At 70.5% G+C, this 25,036-nt stretch carries 23 protein-coding genes; 15 read left to right on the plus strand and 8 right to left on the minus strand.

The window, feature by feature from the left end; translation table 11 throughout:
• Positions 1–58 precede the first annotated feature (58 nt).
• The 7 genes from OG990_RS10725 (at position 59) to OG990_RS10755 (ending at position 10,119) form a co-directional block, all read left to right on the plus strand.
• A complete protein-coding gene (locus tag OG990_RS10725; protein WP_406080186.1) occupies positions 59–292 on the plus strand; it encodes a hypothetical protein in 234 nt (77 codons plus the stop codon).
• Complete coding sequence (locus tag OG990_RS10730; RefSeq protein WP_406080187.1) at positions 289–1,281, plus strand: TniQ family protein; 993 nt, start codon at positions 289–291, stop codon at positions 1,279–1,281. Before OG990_RS10725 ends, OG990_RS10730 begins: the two co-directional genes overlap by 4 nt.
• Positions 1,278–2,420: a tyrosine-type recombinase/integrase gene (locus tag OG990_RS10735; protein ID WP_406080188.1), complete on the plus strand. Its 1,143-nt coding sequence runs from the start codon at positions 1,278–1,280 to the stop codon at positions 2,418–2,420. The genes OG990_RS10730 and OG990_RS10735 overlap by 4 nt, the downstream gene beginning before the upstream one ends.
• A gap of 379 nt (positions 2,421–2,799) precedes the next feature.
• On the plus strand, positions 2,800–3,864 hold the full coding sequence (locus OG990_RS10740) for a hypothetical protein (protein ID WP_406080189.1): 1,065 nt from the start codon (positions 2,800–2,802) through the stop codon (positions 3,862–3,864).
• A gap of 215 nt (positions 3,865–4,079) precedes the next feature.
• On the plus strand, positions 4,080–5,759 hold the full coding sequence (locus OG990_RS10745) for a hypothetical protein (protein ID WP_406080191.1): 1,680 nt from the start codon (positions 4,080–4,082) through the stop codon (positions 5,757–5,759).
• Positions 5,756–7,321: a hypothetical protein gene (locus tag OG990_RS10750; protein WP_406080193.1), complete on the plus strand. Its 1,566-nt coding sequence runs from the start codon at positions 5,756–5,758 to the stop codon at positions 7,319–7,321. Before OG990_RS10745 ends, OG990_RS10750 begins: the two co-directional genes overlap by 4 nt.
• A gap of 14 nt (positions 7,322–7,335) precedes the next feature.
• A complete protein-coding gene (locus tag OG990_RS10755; protein ID WP_406080195.1) occupies positions 7,336–10,119 on the plus strand; it encodes a hypothetical protein in 2,784 nt (927 codons plus the stop codon).
• A gap of 14 nt (positions 10,120–10,133) precedes the next feature.
• Here OG990_RS10755 and OG990_RS10760 read toward each other — a convergent pair whose 3' ends face one another.
• Complete coding sequence (locus tag OG990_RS10760) at positions 10,134–10,916, minus strand: alpha/beta fold hydrolase (RefSeq protein ID WP_406080196.1); 783 nt, start codon at positions 10,914–10,916, stop codon at positions 10,134–10,136.
• Positions 10,917–11,012: 96 nt separating this feature from the next.
• A complete protein-coding gene (locus OG990_RS10765) occupies positions 11,013–12,659 on the minus strand; it encodes a beta-N-acetylhexosaminidase (RefSeq protein WP_406080197.1) in 1,647 nt (548 codons plus the stop codon).
• Positions 12,660–12,831: 172 nt separating this feature from the next.
• Between OG990_RS10765 and zwf the strand changes: the two genes are divergently transcribed.
• Entirely contained in the window at positions 12,832–14,211 is a 1,380-nt protein-coding gene (gene zwf / locus OG990_RS10770; RefSeq protein ID WP_406080198.1) for a glucose-6-phosphate dehydrogenase, read from the plus strand.
• Between the two features lie 61 nt (positions 14,212–14,272).
• On the opposite strand, the gene OG990_RS10775 is transcribed toward zwf, so the two are convergent.
• On the minus strand, positions 14,273–14,860 hold the full coding sequence (locus tag OG990_RS10775; protein WP_406080200.1) for a TetR/AcrR family transcriptional regulator: 588 nt from the start codon (positions 14,858–14,860) through the stop codon (positions 14,273–14,275).
• 112 nt (positions 14,861–14,972) lie between these two features.
• Here OG990_RS10775 and OG990_RS10780 point away from each other — a divergent pair, with 112 nt between their 5' ends.
• The 3 genes from OG990_RS10780 to OG990_RS10790 all read left to right on the plus strand — a co-directional run bounded on the left by OG990_RS10780 (position 14,973) and on the right by OG990_RS10790 (position 17,196).
• On the plus strand, positions 14,973–15,350 hold the full coding sequence (locus OG990_RS10780) for a DUF4267 domain-containing protein (protein WP_406080202.1): 378 nt from the start codon (positions 14,973–14,975) through the stop codon (positions 15,348–15,350).
• 302 nt (positions 15,351–15,652) lie between these two features.
• The gene (locus OG990_RS10785; RefSeq protein ID WP_386991413.1) at positions 15,653–17,074 is read left to right on the plus strand and encodes an OFA family MFS transporter; all 1,422 of its coding nucleotides are present in this window, start codon (positions 15,653–15,655) and stop codon (positions 17,072–17,074) included.
• Positions 17,071–17,196: a hypothetical protein gene (locus OG990_RS10790; RefSeq protein ID WP_328416631.1), complete on the plus strand. Its 126-nt coding sequence runs from the start codon at positions 17,071–17,073 to the stop codon at positions 17,194–17,196. Before OG990_RS10785 ends, OG990_RS10790 begins: the two co-directional genes overlap by 4 nt.
• A 46-nt stretch (positions 17,197–17,242) precedes the next feature.
• On the opposite strand, the gene OG990_RS10795 is transcribed toward OG990_RS10790, so the two are convergent.
• Positions 17,243–17,971, minus strand: coding sequence for an SDR family oxidoreductase (locus OG990_RS10795; protein WP_406080204.1), 729 nt, complete (start codon positions 17,969–17,971; stop codon positions 17,243–17,245).
• Between the two features lie 88 nt (positions 17,972–18,059).
• Between OG990_RS10795 and OG990_RS10800 the strand changes: the two genes are divergently transcribed.
• The 3 genes from OG990_RS10800 (at position 18,060) to OG990_RS10810 (ending at position 20,179) form a co-directional block, all read left to right on the plus strand.
• Positions 18,060–18,893, plus strand: a complete 834-nt coding sequence (locus tag OG990_RS10800) for a patatin-like phospholipase family protein (RefSeq protein ID WP_406080206.1) — start codon at positions 18,060–18,062, stop codon at positions 18,891–18,893.
• 45 nt (positions 18,894–18,938) lie between these two features.
• Positions 18,939–19,400: a peroxiredoxin gene (locus OG990_RS10805; RefSeq protein WP_328416635.1), complete on the plus strand. Its 462-nt coding sequence runs from the start codon at positions 18,939–18,941 to the stop codon at positions 19,398–19,400.
• Between the two features lie 83 nt (positions 19,401–19,483).
• Entirely contained in the window at positions 19,484–20,179 is a 696-nt protein-coding gene (locus OG990_RS10810) for a hypothetical protein (RefSeq protein ID WP_328416637.1), read from the plus strand.
• Positions 20,180–20,219: 40 nt separating this feature from the next.
• Here OG990_RS10810 and OG990_RS10815 read toward each other — a convergent pair whose 3' ends face one another.
• Positions 20,220–20,672, minus strand: coding sequence for a MarR family winged helix-turn-helix transcriptional regulator (locus OG990_RS10815; RefSeq protein ID WP_406080207.1), 453 nt, complete (start codon positions 20,670–20,672; stop codon positions 20,220–20,222).
• 95 nt (positions 20,673–20,767) lie between these two features.
• On the opposite strand from OG990_RS10815, the gene OG990_RS10820 reads away from it, so the two are divergent.
• Positions 20,768–21,226, plus strand: coding sequence for a hypothetical protein (locus OG990_RS10820; protein ID WP_406080209.1), 459 nt, complete (start codon positions 20,768–20,770; stop codon positions 21,224–21,226).
• Here the strand turns inward: OG990_RS10820 and eis are convergent, their stop codons facing one another.
• From eis to OG990_RS10835, 3 genes are all read right to left on the minus strand, one after another.
• The gene (gene eis / locus OG990_RS10825) at positions 21,227–22,420 is read right to left on the minus strand and encodes an enhanced intracellular survival protein Eis (RefSeq protein ID WP_406080210.1); all 1,194 of its coding nucleotides are present in this window, start codon (positions 22,418–22,420) and stop codon (positions 21,227–21,229) included. It abuts the gene before it with no gap.
• 85 nt (positions 22,421–22,505) lie between these two features.
• The gene (gene cydB, locus OG990_RS10830) at positions 22,506–23,504 is read right to left on the minus strand and encodes a cytochrome d ubiquinol oxidase subunit II (RefSeq protein ID WP_406080211.1); all 999 of its coding nucleotides are present in this window, start codon (positions 23,502–23,504) and stop codon (positions 22,506–22,508) included.
• A 14-nt stretch (positions 23,505–23,518) separates the two neighbouring features.
• Positions 23,519–24,931, minus strand: a complete 1,413-nt coding sequence (locus OG990_RS10835; RefSeq protein WP_406081717.1) for a cytochrome ubiquinol oxidase subunit I — start codon at positions 24,929–24,931, stop codon at positions 23,519–23,521.
• Positions 24,932–25,036: the final 105 nt, after the last annotated feature.

Below are 25,036 nucleotides of genomic sequence, written 5' to 3' on the forward strand. Positions count from 1 at the left end.
CCTGGTCAACACCGGCCCGTTTCCCTACCACGACGAGTGGAAACAGCTCGTCGCCAGCATGGAGAGCGCGCTGCGACTGCACCACCACAAGCCCGGCACGCTGACCTCGTTGGCGAAGTACTTGCACCAGCGCACCAGCGGCATGATCGGCAGCCTGTCGTACCTCATCCGCGCCGCGGCGATACGCGCGATCCTTGACGGCACCGAGACCATCTCGCGGGCCGCGATGGACGCGGTGCGCATTGACCACGCTGCCGAGTCCTCCGCCCGCCGCGCCGGTTCGCGACAATGATCCCGGCGACCGCCGGCTGGGGGCAGCCGCGGCTTCGGCGGCTGCCCAGACGCATCGCCCCGGTACACGACGAGACGCTCGAGTCGTACATCGACCGGCTCGCGGCGAGAAACTACCTGTCCCGCGCTGACCTCGCCGCCCACCTGAGACCGCGGCGCCAGGGCAGCCGCCGCGAGGCCATCGCGTCGGAGTCTCTCGCGGCGGTCACCGGATTCGCCGAGCCGCGGCTGGCCTACGCCTTGCCGGAGATCCGCCAGCGCGTCCCGTACCGCTACGCACCGCCGATGATCGGACAGGTCGTCGGCAGCTACCCCAACCGGCGACATCCGTTATGCCGAAGATGCGCGGGCGCCACCGGCCCCGTGACGATCTGGGCACGATGCGACTACAACGTCTGCGTCCGTCACCAGCTATGGGTCGGCGACGGTGTCTCGCAGCCACGCGACCAAGTCGACGTGGCCGACATGCCCGAGATTGTCCAGGCGCAGACTCGGCTGCGGCGGCTCATCCGCCGCCGCGGTTACCCCCGCGTGCGCTTCTACTTCTCCGACGCCTGCGCTATCGAACACTGGGGCTCACGCAACCCGTTTGCTCCGACCCCACGCAACGAGCGCATGAGGCGTCTGCACGCCCGCGAGCACGCGGAGTTCCTGCCCTTGCCCTACGGCTACGCGGCGCAGTACCCCGAAGTCGTCACGATCTTGTCCGTGATCTCCTCACCGTTCTGGCGTCGCACGGCCACGTCGGGCGAGATTGCGGACCGCTTCCGCTTTTACGACGAGATCCTCAAGGGACATCCAGCGCACCCCTCCAGGTACAGCCACGGTGGACTCGCCTCATGGATCAACCACGAGCGACACCCAACCGGGCCCGCTGACCCCGACGGCGAGCGGACCCTGCGCCGGCTGTACCTGGGCACCGCCGGGGTGCTGCGACTGTACGACCCCGCAGCCGATGCACCTCACCGCCCGCGAAGAGCGCAAACATGACTATCAAGACCACCACCGCTGCCTCACCCGGACCGGACCCTAAATCCGGAGCTGAGCTGACCGGCATCCAACAGGTGGTCGCGTGGGCTGCCGGTCTGCCGGGCCTGCCCGCCGACGACGGCCGCTTCAGCATCCGTCGCCTCACCGTCGCCTGGAACCTCGAAGCATGGGCCCGCTCCCGGCACACCGCAATCAGCTACCGCAGGGATCTCACCACATACCTCAACTGGTGCGTCCGCGAGCGACTAGACCCGCTCACCGCCCGGCCGAGCGACCTCACCCAGTTTCGGGTATGGCGCGAGCTGCACGGCCACACAGACCGGGCCGCAAAACCAGCCACCGTCGCCCGCGCGCTGTCATCATTGTCCAGCTGGTACCGCCACTTGGTGGCCAACACCGACGGCACGGTCGCCCGCAACCCCACCGCCAGTGTGAAGCGACCTCAGCTCCCCCAAGCCGCAACAACCGCCGGGCTCACCCCCGACGAAGTAGACCAGCTACTCGCCCAAGCCGACACCCAGTGCGCCGCTCGAACTGCAGTCGCTGCCGCTCATCCGAGCCCCAGCCACCGGGCTCGCCACCTGGCAGCGCTCCGCGACCGGGCACTGCTACGACTACTCGCCGACCTCGGTCTGCGCATCGGCGAGGCCCTCGACTGTCAGGTAATCGACCTGAGACACAACGCCGGCCACCGCACGCTGCGCACCGTCGCCAAGGGACGTGATCAACGCGAGCGCGCTCTACCGGCGCACACCACCGAAGCGCTCGACGCCTACCTCGCCGTTCGGGCCGCCGGCGCCGGGAACCTCACCGGCCCGCTGTTCGCTACCTCCGGCGTCGACGGCAGGCCCGGCCGCCTCGCCGAGCCCAACGTCTTCCTCATGATCCGCCGACTCGCCGCCGCAGCCGGCATTCCGTCAGCGGCAAGGCTGTCACCGCATTCGCTGCGCCACGCCTTCGCCACCACCGCCCGCGAGGCCGGAGTTCCGCTCGAAGACGTCCAGGACGCCATGGGCCACGCCGACCCCCGCACCACCCGACGCTACGACCGCGACCGGCACAAACTCGACCGCGACCCCGCGCACAAACTCGCAGCGCGCCGCGCATCGCGACGGACGTCAACAGACACACCTCACTGAGACCGCAGGCGAGGTACGGCCATCAACCAGAGCCGAATGTCCACCGCACTGCAAATCCGATCAGCGCACGACGTCGGGCCAAGCACCGTGGCCCACGCGCGCTCGCCCCGACGTCGGAAGACCCCCTTCAGTGCGAGGCTCTAGACTCGACGCCCGTACTCGGCCCAAGATAATGAGAGAACCTACACATGGCCCAAGATAATGAGAGGCATGGCTTTCCAAGGATTCTCACTAACTTGGGCCACCGCAGCTCAGGAGCCATCCGTGTGGCCCAGGTCAATTGAGAAATGACACCTGTGGCACCGGGACGGTGACTACCGGTACGGACATCGATGTGCTTTGGTGAGCACACACCACAACACACCTCCCGGGAGCACAGATGATCAGGATTGCTCGGAGCAGCGTCCTGGCCGTCCTCACCGCCGCCGCCCTCACCGCGACGCTGGGGCTGCCCGACGTCGTCACGGCCGCGCCGAACCCCAGGAAAGTCCGGGTCTGCGCGCTGCGACCGCTGCCGCTGCCGGCCGATCTGAACGGTTACGCCCGGGTGGTCGACCCGACCGGTCGGTTCACCGCCGGCGTCGGCTACCGGGTCACCGACGACGACCGCCACCCGCTGCTGCTGCTCTGGGACGGCCTGGCGCGCCGGGACGGCCCTCCGCGCCGGCCGCTGGTCTGGGACGAGCCGCGCCTCACCATCGTCCCGACAGAGGCGGAGCTTCAACTCGCGAGCATCAACCGGCACGGCGTCATCATCGGCAGCGGTTTCGTCGACAACTCCCACCGGCCGTGGCGCTACCGCGACGGCCAACTGGAGTGGCTACCCATCCCGCCGACGGTCTCCGGCGCCTCGGCGTACGGCATCAACTCCCGCGGCGACATCGTCGGCAGCGGCGCCGTCGAGGAGACCGAGACATCCCTGCCGCTGCTCTGGCCAGCGGACCGGCCGGGCGCCGTCGAGGTGATCGACGCCCCGCCCAACGCCGGCGCGACGGAGATCCTCGACGACGGGACCATCGTCGGCAGCGCGGGAGGCTCGGGCGGTTCCCTGAGCTCCGGTTGGGTACGCCGCCCGGACGGAACGACCGTCCTGCTCACCGCGCCCGGTGCCCGGTGGTCCACTGTCTTCGCAGCCCAGGGAGACTGGGCGGTCGGCAGAATCGGCGCCGGCAGCCCGTACGAGGACAGCACCTCGGTGCGCTGGAACCTGCGGACCGGGCTGGCGGTCGCGGTCAACCCCGCGCTGGGGCCCGCATCCGACGTCAACGCCCGAGGCACGGTGCTCGGCGACCGGGCGGTCGACCACGACGGCCGCATCGTCCCGCTGCGCGGCGCCATCCCCGACGTCCTGATCATCTTCGGCTGGGCGATCGCCGACGACGGCACGGTCGTGGGCTCCACCAACGGCACCCGGCTCCGCCCGGCGCGCTGGATCGGCTGCTGACGAGCCGGATCACCTGTCCCCCGCCCCAGCCGAAACGACTCGCAGCGGATGCGGGGTTGCGGGCGACCACACTGGCGCAGATAGACACAGATAGACGTCCTTGCCAGGGCGGTCCCCCGGGTGGTCGGGGTCCCCCCGGGTCTTGTACCAGGTCCGGATTGACGGCTGGCGCATCGACGACAGTGTTGAAGTTCGATGCGGGCTAGCCTCCAGCCATGGGCGACGCCGCCAACCTGGAAGCCGCCGGTGCTGCGGTACGGCACCTGAGCGGCCTGCTGGCGGACGTCTGGTTGGCGGTGGACGCTCCGGACCACGTCGGTGGGCGCTGGATGGAGATCTGCCGTGGGTCGCCGGTCAGCCCAGTGTTCGTCTGCATCGACGCCATGAGCAACGTGCTGCACGTGCGGTACCTCGACCCGGAGAACCTCTCCATCGTCTACCTGCCCGGCTGGTACTACGAGGTGGCGACGGCCGCCTCGCTGGGCCGGCCGCTCGACCCGTCCGCCGTGACCGTGCTGGATTTCCCGACCGCGCGTCCGCTCGCCTTCGACCTGACCGTCGAACACAGGATCGGGGGTGCGGCGGAGACCGTCACACTCTCCCAGGGCCGCGAGCCGGTCGAATACGAGCCACTCCCCTTCGGGTACGCGTTCGCGCCCGCGCGCGGCTTCGGTATCACCGATGCGCCGGCGGGCGCCGACCCGGCGACGGACCGGTCGGCGATCTTCCACTGGGGTGCGATGTCGCTGCGGGTCGCCGCGGCGCCGGGCGTCACGTTCGCGCAGCGGCCGTTGCTGGGCGAGGTCGCCCTGGGTGTCGTCCGGGCGGCCTACCGTCCGGGTGACGGCACCGTCACCTGCGATCAGGCGCTGCGCTTCGAGTTCGAGCGGCACCGTCATCCGATGACAGTGCCGCCGCTCGGCGCGCCGTTGCGTGCCGTACCGCTGGCGGAGCCGGACATCGTCGCGAACGCCGTCGCCATGGGCCGGGCACTCGGCGAGCCGCAACCCGTGGCGGTGCAGGAGACCTGCCCGGACGGCGTCGACCTGGTGCTGATGAAGCCGGACCCGCGCCGGCTGCCTCGGGGAACCCCGTGGAGTTGGCAGCCGAACTGGCTGGTCGAGACGGCGAAGGTCGTCGACGATGCCGTGTTCGCGATGTTGATGAGCCTGCTCGACACCTACGTCCAGTGGCTCGGCGGGTTGCCGGAGGCCGCACCCGTACCGATCCGCATCCGCGTCGATCCGGCGAGTGCGGAGGACCGCTTCGCTTATCGACTCGACTTTCTGGACGCGGACGGCGAGGTGTCGCCCGAACCGCCGGACACGACCGCGGCCTTCGCGCCGTGCTTCCGGTTGACCGTGGTCCGCACCGAGAACGTGCGGGTCGTCCTGGACCTGCCCCTCGGTGCCGCGGGAGATTCGGACATCGACGGTGTCGTCCAGTACCGCGAGAAGGTCGTCACGCATGTCGACGACGTGCCGCTGCTGATCGCCGACGGCGAGGTTGGCGCCAAGGCCGTTCTGGAGGCACGGGCGGCGACGATCGAGGAGCTGGTCCACATCGTCGTGGCGGTCGGCGAGTTCGTTCCGTTTCCGCCCCTGCAGGTCATGTACGACCTACGTGACCTGGGCAGCGTGGCGGCGTACGTGCTGACCGGGAAGAACCTCTACGGCGAGCCGATGGGCGGCCTGGAGGCGGCGATCACCCTCGGTGGTGTGCTCCTTCCCGAGGTCGCCGAACGGGCGGTCGGCTCGCTGCTCGCCTCGGGCCGGCGGGTCACGACCCTCGGCGACGATCCCGGCCGGCGTCTGCGGGAGGCGGCGGAGGCAGTGGTGCCCGGCGACGCGGTGTTGGCCCGTTCGCTGGTCGAACGCATCGAGGGTCAGCCATGACGCGGGTGCCGGCCAACGCCGGCCTGTCCGTACCGGAGCGGCTCGCACTGCTGGGCCAGTTGCAGCGCATGACTCCCCAGGCCCGGGCGCTCCTGCGGACGGACGTCCCGTCGCCTGCGTTCCTGCGTGATCCCGAGCAGCTGATTGACCGGTCCGGGGTCTGTTTTCGGTCCGGTTTTCTGCAGCATGCCTTCGAGGCGGTGCGCCGGGACTTCCCGGGCATGTCGATGGAGGGGTTCCTGGCCGCCGCAGGCCAGGGGTCGCTGCTGTCCGGTGTGGTCGACGCGCTGCTCGGGGAGGCGTCCGCGACGCTGCTGCGCACGTCGGATCCGGCGCGCTACGTCGACGCGCTGCGGCGGGCGTACGCCGATTTCCGGACGGTGTCGACGCCGTTCGACGGCGGGGTGTCCTATGGGTCCTACCGCTACCACGAGGGTTTTCACGTCGAGTTGCCCGATGATCTGAACGTCATGCCGATGAACGCTCCGGTCAGCCCGGGCCTGCGCTACCCGGCGTACGGCGCGGTGGTCACCGGCCGGGGCAACCGCTCGATCGGCACGGTGCTGGCGTCGCGGGTGTGGGACCGGGAGATCCCGTTGACCGCGCGGGGTCCGGAGCTGTTCCGGGAGTTGCAGGTGCGGAGCTCGGACGAGTTGCACGCCTGGGATTACGACCCTGACCTGCTGATGTCCGAGGTGCAGATCGCCCACATGATCTCCACCGGGGACGCCCCGATCTACCGTTTCTCGTTCGAGACGGGGCCGCCCAGCGCCCGGACGGTCACGCAGGCGCGTTGGGAGCTCGCGGCGCGGTTGGAGGACGAGCGGATCCTGACCGGCGACGACGCCGAGCTGCAGCGGTTGTGGGATCACCATGGTCGTAGCGCGACCGCGCCGCGCGGGGATCCGCTGGACGTGCGCAGCCGGTTCGGCCGTGATCCGTACTTCCGGCTGTCCCGCGATGAGTTGTTCGAGATGGCCATGCGGCTTCCGTCGGCGCGGAACGTGGCCATCCGTGTCTACGAGTGGGAACACGCGAGGCCTCAGCGGTTCATCAAGGAGATGCAGCGCTGGGTTCGGACGTTGCGGAAGAAGCTCGACGAGGATCTGTGGAGCAGCCGGCTGTCGATGCTGACCGGGGCGAGCGAGCCGGCCAATCTGCACCTGCTCTCCCCACGGGATCACGCGCTGACCGACCTCTACGCCGGACGCATGATGGGCGGCATGACCCGGCTGGACCGCTGGGGTAACCGCGTGGTCCCGACCATCGCGGAAGAGGCCGACTACGACTATGCGGCGCGCGCGCAGGACTACACGTCCACGTACGGCGCGACCGCGGAGCCGTTTCCCCTGACCGACATCGCCCGGGTGACCGAGCCGGTCATCGCGTTCGACCAGCGGACCCTGGCCGAGCTGATGGCCGCGCTGCGGGACGACGAGTGGCAGCGGGCGCTGGCCTCGACACCCGAGGCGGCCGGGGCCTGGAACGAGCTCGTGCGACGACTCAACAGCCAGGTCGACCGCTACGGCATGCCGACCGCGCTGCGCCTGCCCCAACTCTGACTGGAGGATCGGCCATGCCGGCAACACCAGAGGCCACGCTCCGTTTCGTGCAGTTGCGCCGGGCGGGTGACCCCGCGGGTGCTGAGGACGGCGCCTGCTCCACGGGACCGAAGGTCATCGGACCGGTCCTCGACTTCCGCGACGACTGGTCACCACCGGTCAGGAATGCGCTGGCCAGCCGCGACGTCGAGCAGGCCTGGGCACTGTACGACGCCCGGAGGAAGGAGCAGGACGACGCGATCGAGGACCTCGGTCGGTTGGCCCTGGCCCTGTTGCGGCGGGCCGCCGTCGACTCCAGCCTCACCGTCGGGAAGCTGCGTCAGGTCATCACCGCGTGGGCGGCCGAGCGGCAGGTGACCTCGGAACAGCTGCGCGGTCCGACAGCCGCCCTCACGCGCTGGACCGTGGACATGACCGCCCTCGGCCGGTTCCTGGGTCGGCCGCGTGGCGTGGCGTCGACCGTCCTCCTGCGGCTGCTGCGCGGCATCACCCTGATCCGTCTCGCTGGCAGCGACGCCGAGGACGTCTGCCTGGTCCGCTCGCTGATCGGTGGCCGCGACCTGGAGCTGCCGCCCGGACCGAAGCCGGCGCCGCAGTTCGACGCCGACGTCGGCTACGCCCAGCACTTCGGAGACCTGGCCGTTCACGCCGGGCGTCTGCTTGCCCGGGCACTCGTCACCGGTAATCCGGATCCGACGCTCGCCGACGTCCAGGCGGCCGGCTTCGCCGACCTCGTCCCGGCCATCGAGGCGGCGTCCCGCGCCGCCACCGAACTGGGCGTGCCGGCCACCGGCACGTTGCGCGCCCTGCGCAAGCTGTTCGACACCGAACGCGAGGCTGCCCGCCGTCGTGCGGACCGGCGGGCTGAGGCGATGGATCCGGGGCGGCTGGTCGAGAGCGGGCCCGTCGTCGTTGGTGACGACATTGAGTACGTTCCGCCACGGGTTCCGGTGCTGAGCGCGCAGGCGCGGGTCGTCGGCCGTGGCGACCTCATGGTCATCCGGACCGTGCATCTGCGCTACGAGTTCGGCGAGATCTCGCACGTCGAGAACGTGCTGGCCAGCGAGGTACGCGGTCGCACTCACGTGGTCGACACCAGCACCCGGGAGTCGGTCACCACGTCGACGCAGTCGATCGCCGAGACCACCCAGGAGCTGGAGACCACGGAGCAGAACAGCCTCGATCGGGCGCTGACCACCGCTGCAACCCAGAGCACCTCGATGTCGTTGGGGGTCAGCGTCTCGGGCGGTTTCGGCCCGGTTCAGGCCGGCGTCGACATCAACGCTGACCGGTCCACGACCACCGCGAGCAGCATGAGTTCGGCCGTTTCGTACTCCAAGACGCTCACCGAGCGGGCTTCCGAGCTGTTGCGCAGCGAGGTTTCCGAGCGTCGCGCCATCACCAGCACGACCCGGGTGACCGAAACCAATGATCACCGGTTCGACAACGCCGACGGGTTGGCGAACATCACCGGCGTCTACCGCTGGCTCACGAAGGTCGACCAGGCTCAGGTCTACAACTACGGGGAACGGCTGCTGCTCCAGTTCATCGTGCCTGAGCCGGCCGCCGTGCTGGTCTACCTGGCGCAGCAGAGCAGCGACGAGGGTGCGGTCGCGAAGCCGGCCGGTTGGTTCCTCGACGTCGCCGACCTCAATGAGGAGAACTACGCCGAGAAGGCGGCGCGCTGGGATGTGGTCGGCGTCGAGCCACCGCCCGAGCCGGAGGTGTCGGCCACCGTCACGTTCGCCGACCCGCCGGCGCGGCCGTTCGACTACGCCCAGAACTCCACTGACAAGTCGCAGCCGGAGTGGGGTTACAGCTCGTACGTCGGTGAGGTTATGGTGCCGGCCGGCTTCGAGGCCACCGAGGCGTACGTGACCACCACCTGGGGGCTGGTGGACGGCGAGTACACCGCGGAGGAGGGCAGCCCGCCGCAGGCTGTGCAGATCGCGATCGGTGAGAAGCGGGTCAGCAGCAACGACGGCGGTGACGGCCAGATGCACGTCCCGCTCGACCAGGTGCTTCCCGGGCCGCTGCCCGTCGGGATCAGCGCCGATCAGCGTGGTGGTCTCACGGTGGTGGTGCGGGTGCGTTGCGAACGCACCACCGCCGCGTACGAGGCCTGGCGGCTGCGGGCGTACGAGGCGATCCGGGCCAGCTATCTGACGCAGTTGGCGGCCTACGACAACGACCAGCGTCTGCGGCTGGCCCGCGCGGTGTACCGGTCCGAGCAGCCGTCGGAGATGAACCGGCGGGTCGAACAGTTGGAGTTGAAGCGGGCTTGCCAGAGTGTGCTCTTCGGCCACGAGTTCGACCAGTTCGGCAGTCTGACCTTCCCGGCTGACGAAGCCCCGCGCATCAATCGTCTTGAGATCACGGCGGAGGCGGACCAGATCCAGTTCGGTGAGGACCTCTTCGACTGGGAGAACATGGTCTACCTGTTCTACCCGTACCAGTGGGCCGGTCGGGAGCGGTGGGCGACGCTGCGGACCCGGACCAGCTCGGACCTTGTTCATGAGGCGTTCCTGCAGGCCGGTGCCGCTCGGGTGACGGTGCCGGTGCGTGCCGGCTACGAGCATGCGGTCGGGAGGTACCTGGAGACGTCGCAGATCCCGGTGCTGACGCCGCGCCCGTGGCGGGACGGCAGGAACCCGTACCCGCCGATCGAGGTCCTGATCGGCGACGCCCTCGACCGCCCGGGTGAGGAGGTCGCCGTCGACGAGCCTTGGGAGGTCTGCACCCCGACGGCGCTGATCTGTCTGCAGACGGGGGCCGAGCTGAATCCGGAGCCCGCGTGACCGACGGGCTGTCCTCAGGTGCGGGTTCGGTGCAGCCAGTCCTGGGTGAGTGACCGCAGCAGCGTGGGTTGTTCGAACGGGAGGTAGTGCCCGGCCGCGTCGATCGCGGTGAAGGTGCCGCGGGGATAGTGGCGCATGGCGTGGAACTGGTCGGCGTAGCCGACGATGCCGTCCTGTCGGCCGGTGATGACGCTGACCGGACCGTCGAAGGCGATGTCGGCGTCCTCGTCGGGAAGGGCGTAGTCGGTGCCCGCGCGGAGTTCTTCCTGGAACTTCTCGTCGCCGGGGCCGCCGGACTCCAGTGCCGCGAGCACTGTCGCGACGACAGCCGGCGTGCGGTGACCCAGTGCCACGTTGAGGTGTGCCCGCAGTCCGGTGGGGGCGGCGTCGAGCCAGCCCGGGGGCGCTTCGGGGGGATCGAGCTCGGGCAGGGTCCGGCTTGCTGGCGCGATGGTGACGCCCGGGCAGACGAGGAGGAGACCGCGGACAAGCTCGGGCCGCTGGCGCGCTATCCCGGCGGCCAGGTAGGCGCCGTAGGACGCACCTGCCAGCAGGACCGGCGCGTCGACGTGGCGGTCGAGCCAGGCGCATACGGTGTCCAGCACGGCCTGGGAGGCGGGCCGGCAGGTCACTGGGGAGTCGCCGTGGCCCGGCAGATCCACGTACACCTCTCGCAGGCCGGCGCCCGCGAACGCCGGGCCGAAGGCGGCGGCCGTGGCGGCGCGCGTCGTGCTGAACATGGGAAGGCAGACGACTGCCGGTCCGGCTCCCGCTGACTCGTCAACCGCCAGGCTCATGTCGGGATCCTAGCGAGCGTGTTCGCCCTCGGCGCCGGCCCGGATGTGGGTGGGCGTGCGCGGGGGTCCGGGCCGGACCCCCGCACGCTCATCCGGTCAGAGCCAGGGCACCTGCGGGGACGGGTAGAAGTCGACCTCCTGCAGTCGCCAGCGGGGTGCCTGCTCCCCCAGTCGCGTCCGGAACGACTCCCAGTTGTGGCTGGCTGCCGTGGACCAGCCGAGTTCGGCGATCGCGGGCAGGCGTGGGAAGGCCATGTACTCGATGTCGTCCAGGGTGCGCAGCGTCTCGGACCACAGCGGCGCCTCGACGCCGAGGATCGCGTCCTCGCCGACGCCGGTGACCCGGGTGGCCGGATCCCAGCCGTACGCGTCGGACACCTCGATGTAGCCGGCCCAGCGCAGCCCGAGGCGGGTGTTGGCGTCGTACTTCATGTCCAGGTAGGACTTGCTCGCCGGCGACATGACCACCTTGTTGCCCCGGGCGGCGGCCTCGGCCAGGTCGGCGTTGGTGGTGCCGGTGCCCCAGAACTGCGCGACGACGTCGGTCGGCGGGTCGGCCTGCGCGACCTCGTTCCACCCGGAGGCGCGCTTGCCGTACTTGGCGACCAGTGGGAGGACCCGGTTCATGAAGGTGCGGTAGTCCTCGTCGGTGGTCGCGTGCGCCTCGTCGCCGCCGATGTGCAGGAACGGGCCGGGCGTGATCTCGGCAAGCTCGCGGATGACGTCCTCGACAAAGCGGTAGGTCAGGTCGTCGTTGATGCACAGCGAGCTGTAGCCGACCGCCGTGTCGGTACGCGGGGCCGGTGCGACGCCGCCGCAGTTGAGTTCGGGGTAGGTCGACTGGGCGGCGTTGGTGTGCCCGGGCATGTCGATCTCGGGAACGATCGTGATGTGGCGGGCCGCAGCGTACGCGACCACGGCCTTGTAGTCGGCCTTGGTGAGGAACCCGGGGCCGACGCCGTCGACTCCGGTGCCCGGCCCGCCGCCGACCGTGGTGAGCCGGGGCCAGGAGTCGATCTGGATCCGCCAGCCCTGGTCGTCGGTCAGGTGCAGGTGCAGGTAGTTGATTTTGTACTGGCTGAGCAGGTCCACGTACGCGGTGATCTCGTCGACGGTGTGGAAGTGCCGGGCCACGTCGAGCATCGCGCCGCGGTACGCGAAGCGGGGGTAGTCCACGATCCGTCCGCCGGGCACCGTCCAGGTGACCCGCTGCCGGTCGGGTGCTTCGATCTGGGCGGGTAGCAGTTGGCGCAGCGTCTGCGTGCCGGCGAACAGCCCGGCCGCGGTGTTGGCCCGGATCGTCACGCCGCGGTGGGCCACGTCGAGTTGGTAGCCCTCCGGACCGATCCGTGCGTCCGCTCCCCCGACGACCAGGGCGATCTCGGGCAGCGGAGTCGAATGTACGGGCAGCACGGGCAGCGGGTAGCCGGTGGCGGGGCGCAGGGTTTCGGCGAGTTGCCGTCCCGCCTGCCAGGCGGCGAGCGAGCCGGGTGCGGTGCGGATGACGGTCAGCGGGCTGATCCGGAAGGTGCCGCGGGTGTCGGGGCGGGTCTCCACGGGTGCGGGGACCACGTCGGTCAGCTGCCGGGGTGGGGTGGTCGGGGCGGCGACGGCCGGGGCTCCCGGAAGGATGAACGGCAGTCCGAGTGCGGCTATGACCAGCAGCCGCGTCATGGTGTGTCGGCGACGCACGGATACCTCCAGGCCTTCGTGGTGATCGGTGGTGATCGATCCGATTCGCACGCTACCCGGGGTGCGCCGGAACTGTAAACCTTCCTTATTGTGCTCGCCTGGACGGCCGTGCCCACCGGGGCCCTGTCGCCGTCCTCACGCGGGTTGCTCGGGGGGAATTCGAGCGTGGGCCGAGAGGTTCTCCGGTTGGAAGATCAGGTTCACTCAATCGGATGGAAGAACCATGCACGTGCGCTCAGACGCGGTAGTGCTGTTCGGCGTCACGGGAGACCTCGTCTCGAAGAAGCTGTTTCCGGCGCTGTACGAATTGACCAGGCGCGACCGCCTCGACGTCCCCGTGATCGGCGTGGCCCGCTCCCCCTGGGATGACCAGCAGCTCGTCACCACCGCCCGCAAGTCGGTCGCCGAGGCCAACGACGAGGTCGACGACGAGACCTTCGACGCGCTGGCGCGCAACCTCTCGATGATCTCCGGCGACTACGCCGACCCCACCACGTACCAGCGGCTGGCCGCGCGCCTGCAGGGCGCCGAACGTCCGATCTTCTACCTGGCGATCCCCCCGGCGGTGTTCGGCTCCGTCGTCGAGGGCCTCGCGGCGGTCGGTCTGGCCGACCGCGGCCGGGTCATCGTGGAGAAGCCGTTCGGGCGCGACCTGGAGTCCTCCCACGAGCTGGACCGCACGCTGCGCGCGGCCTTCGACCCGGAGCGCGTGTTCCGCATCGACCACTACCTCGGCAAGGAAGCCGTCGAGGGCCTCTACGCCTTCCGGTTCGCCAACCGGCTGTTCGAGCCGCTGTGGAACAGCGAGCACATCGACAACATTCAGGTCACCCTCGCCGAGGGCTTCGGCACCCAGGGCCGCGCGGGCTTCTACGACACCGTGGGCGCCACCCGCGACGTGCTGCAGAACCACATCCTGCAGGTCGTCGCGCTGATCGCGATGGAAGCGCCGGTCGCCGACGACACCGACGCGTTCCGCGAGGCGGAGGTCGCGGTGCTGCGGCAGATCGAGCCGCTGTCGCCGGAGTCCACCGTGCGGGGTCAGTACGCCGGCTACCGGGACGAGCCGGGCGTACGGCCGGACTCGAACACGGAGACGTTCGTCGCCACCCGGTTGACGGTCAACTCCCCCCGCTGGGCGGGAGTGCCCTTCTACCTGCGGACCGGCAAGTCCCTGCCCGGGACGGCGACCGAGGTCGTGGTCGAGTTCAAGCAGCCGCAGCGGTCCCTCATCCCGGCCGAGGGCGGCGCCGTGGCACCCGCGAACCTACTGCGGTTCCGGCTCGGCTGCGGCGACGGCATCACCATGTCGATCCAGGCGAAGAGCCCGGGCGCCGAGGTGGCCAGCCGTCCGGTTGACCTGTCCGTGGACTTCGGCGCGGCACTCGGGCACCGGCAGGAGGCGTACGAGCGCCTGCTCGACGACGCGATGGACGGGCAGCACCTGCGGTTCGCCCGCGAGGAGACGATCCAGCAGGAGTGGCGCGTCGTCGGACCGATCCTGGATCTGCCGGCGGAGGTGCAGACGTACGACAAGGGCACGTGGGGTCCGGTGGACGCCGACGCGCTCGCCGGCGGCTGGCACGCCCCACACCTGCGGTGACCGTGCCGGGCATGGTGCGCGGACGCGGCCAGCTAACGCCTCGGCTCAGATCCCTGGCCTTTCAATTGCCCCCGTTCGGGGTGTCGGCGATCTGAGTGACGAGGAAATCGAGCCGTTCTTCCTGGCCGGCCGGGGGGATGCGGCCGCTGTCGGACAGGACAGCCATGCCGTGCAACGCGCTCCAGATGACTTCGGCGAATAGTTCGCGTCGCTCGTTGTCCGGGCGGAAGCAGCTCACGAACTCGTCGAAAGCGGCCCGTAGCGGGGGCAGTGTCTCGGCGCTCGCGAACTTCAAGTCAGTGGGCAGGACGAACATCGCCTGGTACAGGGCAGGTCGTTCGGTCGCGAACTCCAGGTAGGCGCGGCAGACGGCACGCAGGGCCTGCCCCGGCTCGGGGGCGGCCTGCCGCGCGCGGCGCAGGTGGGCGGCGAGTTCACCGAAGCCGTCGACGGCGACGGCGCTCACGATGGCGTCCTTGCCGTTGAAGTGGCTGTACAGCACCGGCTGGCTGTACTCGACGCGTTCAGCCAGCCGGCGCGTCGTCACCGCCTCCCAGCCTTCGGCTTCCGCGAGTTCGCGCGCGGCCGTGACGATCAGCTCATGGCGCTGGGCGCGTTCACGCTCACGGCGCTCGTTGATGGCGGACATGACAACATCCTAGCAGCACTAGACATGCTGTCGAGGCTAGGGTTATCGTCGCTACCACTACTAGTGCCGCTAGGAATCGCTGCGGCACTACCGTCGGGAGGGGACCCAACCCATGCTCACCAACGTCGCCAGCGTGCTCGCCGGACTGATCGGCGCGGGCATCATCCTCATCGGCGCGCGCGCCTTCTGGGCGCCGCAGGCCGCGGCAGGCTTTGGCATCCCCGGCACGCCGACCGAGGATCGGAACTTCCAGGCCTGGCTGACCGTCAAGGCCGTGCGCGACATTGCCTCAGGGCTCTTCATCTTCATCCTGCTGGCGGGAGCGACACCCCACCTGTTGGGTTGGTTCATGCTGGCCGCCACCGTCATCCCCGTCGGCGACGCGCTGATCGTGCTGCGCAGCAACGGGCCCAAGGCGGCCGTTTACGGCATCCACGGGGCCACCGCCGTGGTGATGCTGGCGATCAGCGTGCTCCTGCTCGTCGCGTAACCGCTTGTCACGCCGCTCGGGTCGGGACTCACTGGCCGAGTTGTGCGGCGAACCGGCGGCGTACCGGCGGAATCGCGTTGACCGTGCTCAGCACCGTCCGGAAGGCGAGCAGGAAGCACAGGCCTACTTCACGGTCCCGGGCCAGCCGAATGGCGGATGCAGCGCGGGGTAGCGCCGCGCGGGGCGGCTGGACCGCTCAGCTCACCGGACCGACCGTCCGGCGATCGTGAGGTTTGCCAGCTCCGCGATGTATGGGCAAGTGGTGAGGACGTTTCTCGCCCGCTTCGGAGAGGAAGCAGCTGATGCTTTCCGCGCTCGATCGTCGGCACACCGTCGCGCCGCCCGGTTACAGCCGATGGCTCATCCCCCCTGCGGCGTTGGCCATCCACCTCTGCATCGGCCAGGTCTACGCCACCAGCGTGTACAAGAACTCGCTGATCGCCCACTTCGATGCCAGTCAGACCGCCATCGGGGTGATCTTCAGTATCGCGATCGTGATGCTGGGGTTGTCCGCCGCGATCGCCGGGACCTGGGTGGAGGCGAACGGGCCGCGTAAGGCGATGTTCGTCTCCGCCTGCTTCTGGGCGACGGGCTTCCTGGTGGGCTCGCTGGGCATCGCCACGAAGCAACTGTGGCTGCTGTACCTGGGGTACGGACTGCTCGGCGGCATCGGTCTGGGGATCGGGTACATCTCCCCCGTCTCCACGTTGATCAAGTGGTTCCCGGACCGGCCGGGCCTGGCCACCGGGCTGGCGATCATGGGGTTCGGCGGTGGGGCGATGGTGGCCTCTCCCCTGTCCCGGCAGTTGCTGTCGTTCTACGACCCGGGCTACGACCCTGCCAACGCGGGATCGACGGCGTCGGGCAGCGCACTGGTGTGGCTGTTCGTGACGCTCGGCCTGGGCTACTTCGTGATCATGATGTTCGGGGTGGCGAACGTGCGGGTGCCCGCGCCGGACTGGCGTCCCGCCGGGTTCGACCCGGCGACGGTGGCGGCGAAGCCGCTGGTCACCACGGCGAACGTGTCGGCGGCGAACGCGGTGAAGACCCGGTCGTTCTGGCTGCTGTGGGTGGTGCTGTTCTGCAACGTGACGGCGGGCATCGGGATCCTGGAACAGGCCAGCCCGATGATCCAGGACTTCTTCCGGGACAACGGCACCTCGGCGGTGACGGTGGCTGCGGCCGGCGGGTTCGTGGGGCTGCTGTCGCTGTTCAACATGGCCGGCCGGTTCGTGTGGTCGTCCACCTCGGACGTGATCGGGCGTAAGCCGATCTACCTGGTGTATCTGGGTGTGGGCATGGTGCTGTACGCGCTGCTGGCCCTGGTCGGGCAGACGGCCACGGCCCTGTTCGTCCTGCTGGCGTGCGTGATCCTGTCGTTCTACGGCGGCGGGTTCGCCACGGTGCCGGCGTACCTGCGGGACCTGTTCGGCACGTTCCAGGTGGGCGCGATCCACGGCCGGCTGCTGACCGCCTGGTCGGCGGCGGGGATCGCCGGCCCGCTGATCGTCAACGGGTTCCTCGACGCCGAGGGCGAGCCGGGCACGTTGACGGCGGCGGCGTACCGGCCGGCGCTGTTCACGATGGTGGGTGTGCTGGCGGTGGGGTTCGTGGCGAACCTGCTGATCCGGCCGGTGCCGCAGCGGTTCCACGAGCCGCCCACCGGTGGGGACGCGGACGAGGGTACGGCGCCGGTGGCGGCGGAGAGGAGTGGCACGCGATGAGCGACGACGGCCGGCACGGGCAGCAGGCCCGGTTGTGGATCTCCTGGTTGGTGGTGGCGGCGCTGCTCGGCTACGGAGTGGCGCAGACGGTGATCACGGCAGCGAAGCTGTTCACCCACTGACCGCCGGGTGGGTGCCGCGCTGACGCGGCACCCACCCGAGGTCGGTTCAGAGACCGCCGGAGACGCGCAGCACGGTGCCGGTGGCGTACGACGCGTCCGGGCCGAGCAGCCAGGCGATGGCGGCCGCGATCTCGTCGGGTTCCCCGGCGCGGCCGAGCGGGATGCGGCCGGTGGCGGTGTCGGCGCGGTCGGGTACGCCGGAGTCCGCGTGGATGTCGGTGCGCACGATGCCGGGCGCGACGGCGTTGACCCGGATGCCCCGCGGGGCGAGCTCCTTGGCCAGGCCGACGGTCAGGGTGTCGGTGGCGGCCTTGACCGCGGCGTAGTGCACGTACTCTCCGGGGCTGCCGAGGGTGGCGGCGGCCGAGGACACGTTGACGATGGCGCCGCCGTCGGTCATCCGGCGGGCGGCCTGCTGGGCGCAGAGGACGTAGCCGATGAGGTTGACGTCGACGACCCGGCGCAGGTCGTCGACGCGCAGCTCGGTGAAGGGCCCGATGGGGCTGGTGACGCCGGCGTTGTTGACCAGACCGGTGAGCGGGCCGAGCTGCGCGGCGGCGGCGAACAGGTCGTCGACCTGGGCGGGGTCGGTGGTGTCGGCGCACACCGCGATGGCCTGCCGGCCGGTGGCGTGCAGGTCGGCCAGGACGGCGCTGGCGGCGGCGTGGTCGCGCCGGTAGCACAGAGCGACGTGGTGCCCGGCCGCCGCGAGGCGGCGGGCGGTGGCCGCGCCGATGCCGCGGCCACCGCCGGTGATGACGGTGACGGGTGTCATGGTGCCTCCCGCTGTTTCCTGGGGCCGCGTAGGGGTCGCGCCGACGCTACCGTGACCGGCGCGGCTCGGTCGTCGAGAGGAGAGTCACATGGAGCGGGCGTTGGTGCTCGGTGGTGGCGGGGTGACCGGCGTGGCCTGGGAGCTGGGCCTGCTGGCGGGGCTGGCCGACCGGGGCGTCGTGGTGTCCGAGGCGGATCTGGTGGTGGGCACGTCGGCGGGCTCGGTGGTCGGCGCGCAGGTGTGCTCGGGCATGCCGCTGGAGCAGCTGTACGAGGCGCAGTTGGCGCCACCGTCCGGCGAGCGGACGGCACGGCTGGGGTTTGCGACGCTGGCGCGGATGGTGTGGGCCGGTGGTCGGACCCGCGACGCGGTGCGGTCACGGGCGCGGATCGGGGCGATGGCGGTGGCGGCCCGTACCCCCTCGGAGGCGTCGCGGCGAGCGGTCATCGAGGCTCGCCTGCCGGCCCGGGAGTGGCCGGCGCGGCGGCTGCTGGTGACCGCGGTGGACGCGTCCTCGGGTGAGTTCGTGGTGTTCGACGGCGACAGCGGGGTGTCCCTGGTGGACGCGGTGGGTGCCAGTTGCGCGGTGCCCGGGGTGTGGCCGCCGGTGACGATCGGCGCGCGCCGCTACGTCGACGGTGGGATGCGCTCTGCGGTGAACGCGGACCTGGCGGCGGGCGCCCGGCGGGTGCTGGTGATCGCGCCGACGTCGGGGGCGTTCGGGCCGATGCCACGGCTGTCGGCGCAGGTGGCCGGATTGCGGGCGGCCGGCTCGCGGGTCGCGGTGGTGACGCCGGACGCGGGGGCGCGCGAGGCGATCGGCCGCAACGTGCTGGATCCGGCGCGGCGGGCCGGAGCGGCGCGGGCGGGGCGGGCGCAGGCCGCCGTGGTGGCGGACGAGGTGGCGACGCTCTGGGCGTGATCGCTTACGCTCACCGCCTGTCCGGTCTGACAACGGAGGTGCGCGGTGGCGGATGTGAGTGTCGGCGACGTGGTGGAGGACTTCGAGCTGCCGGACGAGACGGGCACGCCACGGCGGCTGTCGGAGTTCCTGGCGGCGGGGCCGGTGGTGCTGTTCTTCTATCCGGCGGCCTTGAGCCGGGGTTGCACGGCGGAGAGCTGCCACTTCCGGGATCTGGCGGCGGAGTTCGCGGCGGTGGGCGCGACCCGGGTGGGCATCAGCCGGGACACCGTGGAGAAGCAGGCGGAGTTCTCCGCGCGACACGGCTTCGACTATCCGCTGTTGTCGGATCCGGACGGGGCGGTCGCGCAGCAGCTCGGGGTGCGGCGGCGGCTGCCGTTGGGGGCCTTGAGCACGAAGCGGATGACGTTCGTGATCGGCGCGGACCGGCGGGTGATCGAGGTGATCCACAGCGAGGTCAGCATGAACGACCACGCGGACCGGGCGCTGCGGGCGCTGGGCGGCTGAGCGGACCGGAGCCCCGTGCGGCGGGTGTCGCAGCCGGCTGATATCAAGACAGCAATCAAACAGGTGTACGGAAGAGGGTTCTGATGGATGCCGGCCAGGGTTTGTCCACTGACGAGGTGCAGAGCCTGCGGGAGGCGTTGGCGGCCGGGCGTAAGCCGCGGGTGGTGTTCACCGCATCCGCGGGGCAGATCGCCGGTCAGGGGGGTCAGGTGGTGGAGCTGACCGATCCCGAGGTGTCCGACGAGTTCGTGGTGGTGCGCTTCGGTCGCGACGAGTTGCCGTTCTCCCCCGCGGATGTGGCGATGGCACCCAAGGGCGCCGGTCGTCGGGTGGTGGAGCCGAAGCCGGAGCCACCGGCGGAGGAGCCGCCCGCGGTGGCGGCGCCCGAGTTCGTGTTGGACACGCCGCGGGTGCCGACGCCACGGCGGGAGGAGCCAAAGGTGGAGCAGGTGGAACAGGTGGAGAAGGCGCCGGCACGGCGGGCGGTCAAGGCCGTGAAGCCGAAGGGCCCGGCGGGCCTGACGGTGACGCTGGCGTACGCCGACGGTGAGTGGACGGTCGCGGCGCAGCAGGGCAGCAAGGCCCTCGCCAAGCCGTACGTGGTGAAGCCGGCGGAGGCGTTGAAGATGGTGGCGCTGGTCGACGTGCCGGGCGTGCAGGAGGCGGTGGAGCAGATCCTCGGCACCGAGCGGGCGGAGGCGGAGCAGCAGGCGGAGAAGCTGCGCGCGGAGCTGGCCGAGATCGAGGCACGGCTGGCGGAGCTGCGCGAGGCCCGCTGAGCGCGTCGGTCCACTGACCGTTCCGGCCCCTGATGCGGGGTCAGTGGCGGGTGTGGTGGTCGAGCAGCCGGGTGAGCATCCGGGTCAGTTGGTCGCGTTCGTCGGTGGACAGCGGGGCGAGCAGATCGCGCTGGACCCGTTCCACGGTCTCCCCCATCCGGTCGGCCTCGTCGGTGCCGGCGTCAGTGAGGCTGATGACGTTGCGGCGACGGTCGGCCGGGTCGGGGGCGCGCACCACGAGCCCCCGGCCGGCCAGGTCGTTGATGGCCGCCACGACGTCGCTGCGGTCGATGCCGCAGCGCCGGCCGAGGTCCGCCTGGCTGGCCGGGCCGCCCTCGGCCAGTGCGGCGAGCAGTCGATAGTGATAGCCGCGTAGGCCGTGCGCGGCGAAGCCCTCGCCGATCAGGCGGGCGGCGTGGCTGGCGGTCTGGTTGAGCAGCCAGCTGGGGGTGGTGCGTAGCCCGGCGGGTGACTGCGGGCCGGTGGATTCCATGCGGCGCAGCCTAGCAGAAATCGTTGGTGCTACCCACGATTCATGCTACGTTGGTCGCACCAACATTGGTTTCGCCAACGTTTGAAGGAGGCGGCATGTCCACCGCACCCATCCTCAACGGCCAGGTCATCGGCCAGGCCCACTACGCCACCCGAGCCCTGCTCGAACGAGCCATCACCCCGCTCGGGATCAGCTTCGGCCAGGCGCTCGCGCTCAACGTCCTCGCCGACGGCGCCGTCGACCGGGCACGGCTGGTGCACCGGATCACCAGCACCCTGAAGGTCGACGAGCCGGCGGTGCACGCGGTGATCGGCCAACTCGTCGACGCCGACCTCGCGCAGGTCGGCGACCGCGCTCCAGCGGGCGACGGTGAGCCGCAGGTGTCGCTCACCGAGAGCGGTCGCGTCACACAGGGCCGCATCCGTGCCGCCGTCGCGGACATCACCGCCCGGCTGTACGCGGACATCCCGACCGACGAGATGAGCACGGCGGCCCGGGTGCTCGCCCTGGTCACAGACCGCGCGAACACCGAACTGGCGGCGGTGCCGACCTGATCAGAAGTAGTCGAGCAGCTGCGCCGGCCCGCCAGCGCCCAGCAGGTCGAGGGCGGCCGGGTCGGTACCGGTGGAGTACCGCAACAGCCCGGCCTGGGCGACCGAGCGGGCGTGGGCGGCGCCGGCGTACAGCAGCGCGAAACCGCGGACGGTCAGCCGCAGGTCCGCCTCGCCGCTGATCCGGGTGAGCTCGGCGGCGCCGTCAGCGACGGTCAACCGCCAGGTGCCGGTGTTCCAGTCGGCGAGGTCATCGTCGAGGGCGAAGTCGACGATGCCCCGGACGTGGGTGGGCCAGCCGCGCGCGCTGACCGCCCGGGCCACGTCCACCGGCCGGTGCATCCACAGGTTCCGTTCGTGCTCGCGGGCCGACTCGAGCGGCAGGTGGGCGCTGACGGCGTCGCCGTCGAGCGGGCACAGCCGCAGGGTCGGGGCGACGCTGGCCCAACTGCCGAGCACACCGACGAGTTCCCGGGCGGCCTCGGCGGTGCTGGCCAGGGCCTCGTCGACGGTGAGCACGGAGTCGGCGCCGTAGCCACGGCCCCGTTCCCAACTGGCGTAGCCAACCAGATCGCCAGCGTCCTCGACCAGGGTGAGCCCGTCGCCGGGCAGGCCGCCACCGGCGGCGAAGAAGTCGAACAGCTGACCCCGGCGGCTGAGCGGACCGTTGCGGTGCCGGGTGACCCGCTCGTACAGGGCGGCGACGGCGGGCAGGTCGGCGGGCGTGCCGGCGCGGATGGTGAACCGGGGGTCCGGCCGGTGCCGGGGCAGCGAGACAGTGGGCAGGTTGACGACGCGCAGCACGCCGGCGACCTCCCAGCCGCAGGCGCGATAGGGGGCGACGACGGTCGGGTACAGCGCGCTGATCGCCGCTCCCCGTTCGTGGGCACCGCGGAGCAGGGCGCTGAGCATGGCGCGGGCCACGCCCCGGCCGCGGGCCTCGGGGGCGACCGCCACGCCGCCGACGTCGGCGGCGGGCACCGCCCGTCCGGACCACCACTGGTCGTGGTGCAGGTCGACGGCCTTTCCGACGAGCCGGCCGGCGTCGTCGAACGCGCCGTAGCGGGTCAAGCCGGGCACCGCCTCGGTGGCGTGCGGAGGTCGTTGCGGGTCGGACCCGAAGGCGAACCTGCCCAGCTCCCAGGCATCGGCGAGGTCGTCGGCGGTGAGTTCGCGGACGTGCACGGCGGTGGGCATCGGCACACCCTAGCGGGATGGATCTTCGAGAGCCGCCGAATTACCGACGGGGTGCGGGGCCGATGCCGGCCCCGCACCTCCGTGGTCAGTGCTGCGGGATGTTGGCCACACCGATCCGCTTGCGGAACACCCAGTAGGTCCAGCCCTGGTAGGCCAGCACGACCGGGGTGAAGATCACCGCAACCCAGGTCATGATCTTCAGGGTGTAGGGGGTGGAAGCGGCGTTGGTGGCGGTCAGCGTGCCCGCCGCGTCCAGGGTGGACGGCAGCACGTTCGGGAACAGCGCGGCGAACAGGGTCGCCACCGCCAGGGCGATCGCCACGGCCGTACCGGTGAACGCCCAGCCCTCCCGGCGTACCCGGGCGGCGGCGAGGCCACCGAGCAGGGCGAGGGCCGCGCCGACGGCGAGCACGACGGCGGCCGGGCTGGAGCGGATGCTCAACGTCCAGCTCAGGAACGCCACCGCGAGCACGGCGGCGGCGACCCCGATGCGCACCGCGAGGGCGCCGGCGCGCTCGCGGATGTCACCGGTGGTCTTCAGGGCGAGGAACACCGCGCCGTGGGTGAGGAACAGCGCCATGGTGGTCGCGCCGCCGAGCAGGGCGTACGGGTTCAGCAGGTCGAGCAGGCCGCCGACGTACTCGTGCTCGGCGTCCAGCGGCACACCACGCAGGATGTTGGCGAAGGCGACGCCCCACAGGATCGCCGGCAGCAGCGAGCCGACCACGATCGCCGCGTCCCAGCGGCGCTTCCAGGACGCCTCGGGGCGCTTGTGGCGGTACTCGAAGGCCACCCCGCGGGCGATCAGGGCCAGCAGGATCAGCAGCAGCGGCAGGTAGAAGCCGGAGAAGAGGGTCGCGTACCACTCGGGGAAGGCGGCGAACATGGCGCCGCCGGCGGTGATCAGCCACACCTCGTTGCCGTCCCAGACCGGGCCGATGGTGTTGATCAGGACGCGGCGTTCGCGGTCGTTGCGGCCGAGCACGGGCAGCAGCATGCCGACGCCGAAGTCGAAGCCCTCCAGGATGAAGTAGCCGGTGAACAGCACGGCGACGAGGAGAAACCAGATGGTGGTCAGTTCCACGATGGGCTCCGGGATCAGTAGGCGAAGGCGAGCGGACGCTCGGCGTCGTCGGTGTCGTCGGTGGGGGGCTGTTCGCTGACGTCGGGTACGCCGGCCTTGGCGTAGCGCAGCAGCAGCTTGACCTCGATCACGGCGAGGGTGGCGTAGATCAGCGTGAAGGCGGTGAACGAGGTGACCACCTCGGCCAGCGAGACGCTGCGGGACACGCCGTTGCGGGTGAGCATCTCGCCGAAGACGATCCACGGCTGGCGGCCCATCTCGGTGAAGATCCAGCCGAAGGAGTTGGCCAGCAGCGGCAGCACCGGCATGGCCAGCCCGGCGCGCAGCAGCCACTTGCTGCTCGGGGTGCGGCCCTTGCGCTGGCTCCAGAGCACCAGCAGGGCGATCGCGCCGGCGGCCAACCCGAAGGCGATCATGAAGCGGAAGCTCCAGTAGGTGACCGGGATGATCGGGGTGTAGCTGCCGGCGCCGTACTGGCTGGCGTACTGGGCCTGCAGGTCGTTGATGCCCTGCACGGTGCCGTTCGGGTCGCCGGTGCCCAGGTACGACAGCAGGTGCGGGATCTTGATGGCGAAGACCTCGCGGCTGCCGTCGAGGCTGCCGACGGTGAGCACGGAGAACGAGGCCGGGCTCTCGGTGGTGTAGAGACCTTCGGCGGCGGCCATCTTCATCGGCTGCACGTCGGTCATGATCTTGCCCTGGATGTCGCCGGTGAACACCACGGCGGCGGAGGCGACCAGAACCACCCAGGAGCCGAACTTCGTGGCGAAGCGGTAGGCGCCGGTGTCGGCGGAGTCGCGGTTGCGGATCACGTGCCACAGGCCGACGGCCACGACCAGCGACCCGGCGACCAGGAAGGAGCCGGCCAGGGTGTGCGGGAAGGTGACCAGGGCGACCTTGTTGGTCAGTACGGCCAGGAAGTCGGTCAACTCCGCACGGCCGGTGTCCGGGTTGAGCCGGTAGCCGACCGGGTTCTGCATGAACGAGTTCGCCGCCAGGATGAAGTACGCGCTGAGGTTGGTGCCGATCGCGGCGGCCCAGATGCTGGCCAGGTGCGCCCGCTTGGGCAGCCGGTCCCACCCGAAGATCCACAGGCCGATGAAGGTGGATTCGAGGAAGAACGCGACCAGCGCCTCGATGGCGAGGGGCGCGCCGAAGATGTCGCCGACGAAGCGGGAGTAGTCACTCCAGTTCATGCCGAACTGGAACTCCTGCACGATGCCGGTGACCACGCCCATCGCGAAGTTGATCAGGAACAGCTTGCCGTAGAACTTGGTGAGCTTGAGGTAACGCTCGTTGCCGGTGCGGTGCCACAGGGTCTGCAGGATGGCCACCAGCACGGATAGGCCGATCGTCAGCGGCACGAAGAGAAAGTGGTAGACGGTGGTGACACCGAATTGCCACCGGGCGACGTCCAACGCGTCCACCTGAAACCCCCAGCTGTTCATACTACGAGACGTAGTAAATACTACTGCTCGTCGTAGAAGGATGGGCAGGGCCGGGCGACCCAAACCGGCCCGGGACCAATGACC

The sequence above is a fragment of the Micromonospora sp. NBC_00858 genome (genome assembly GCF_045207365.1).
Lineage (GTDB): Bacteria > Actinomycetota > Actinomycetes > Mycobacteriales > Micromonosporaceae > Micromonospora.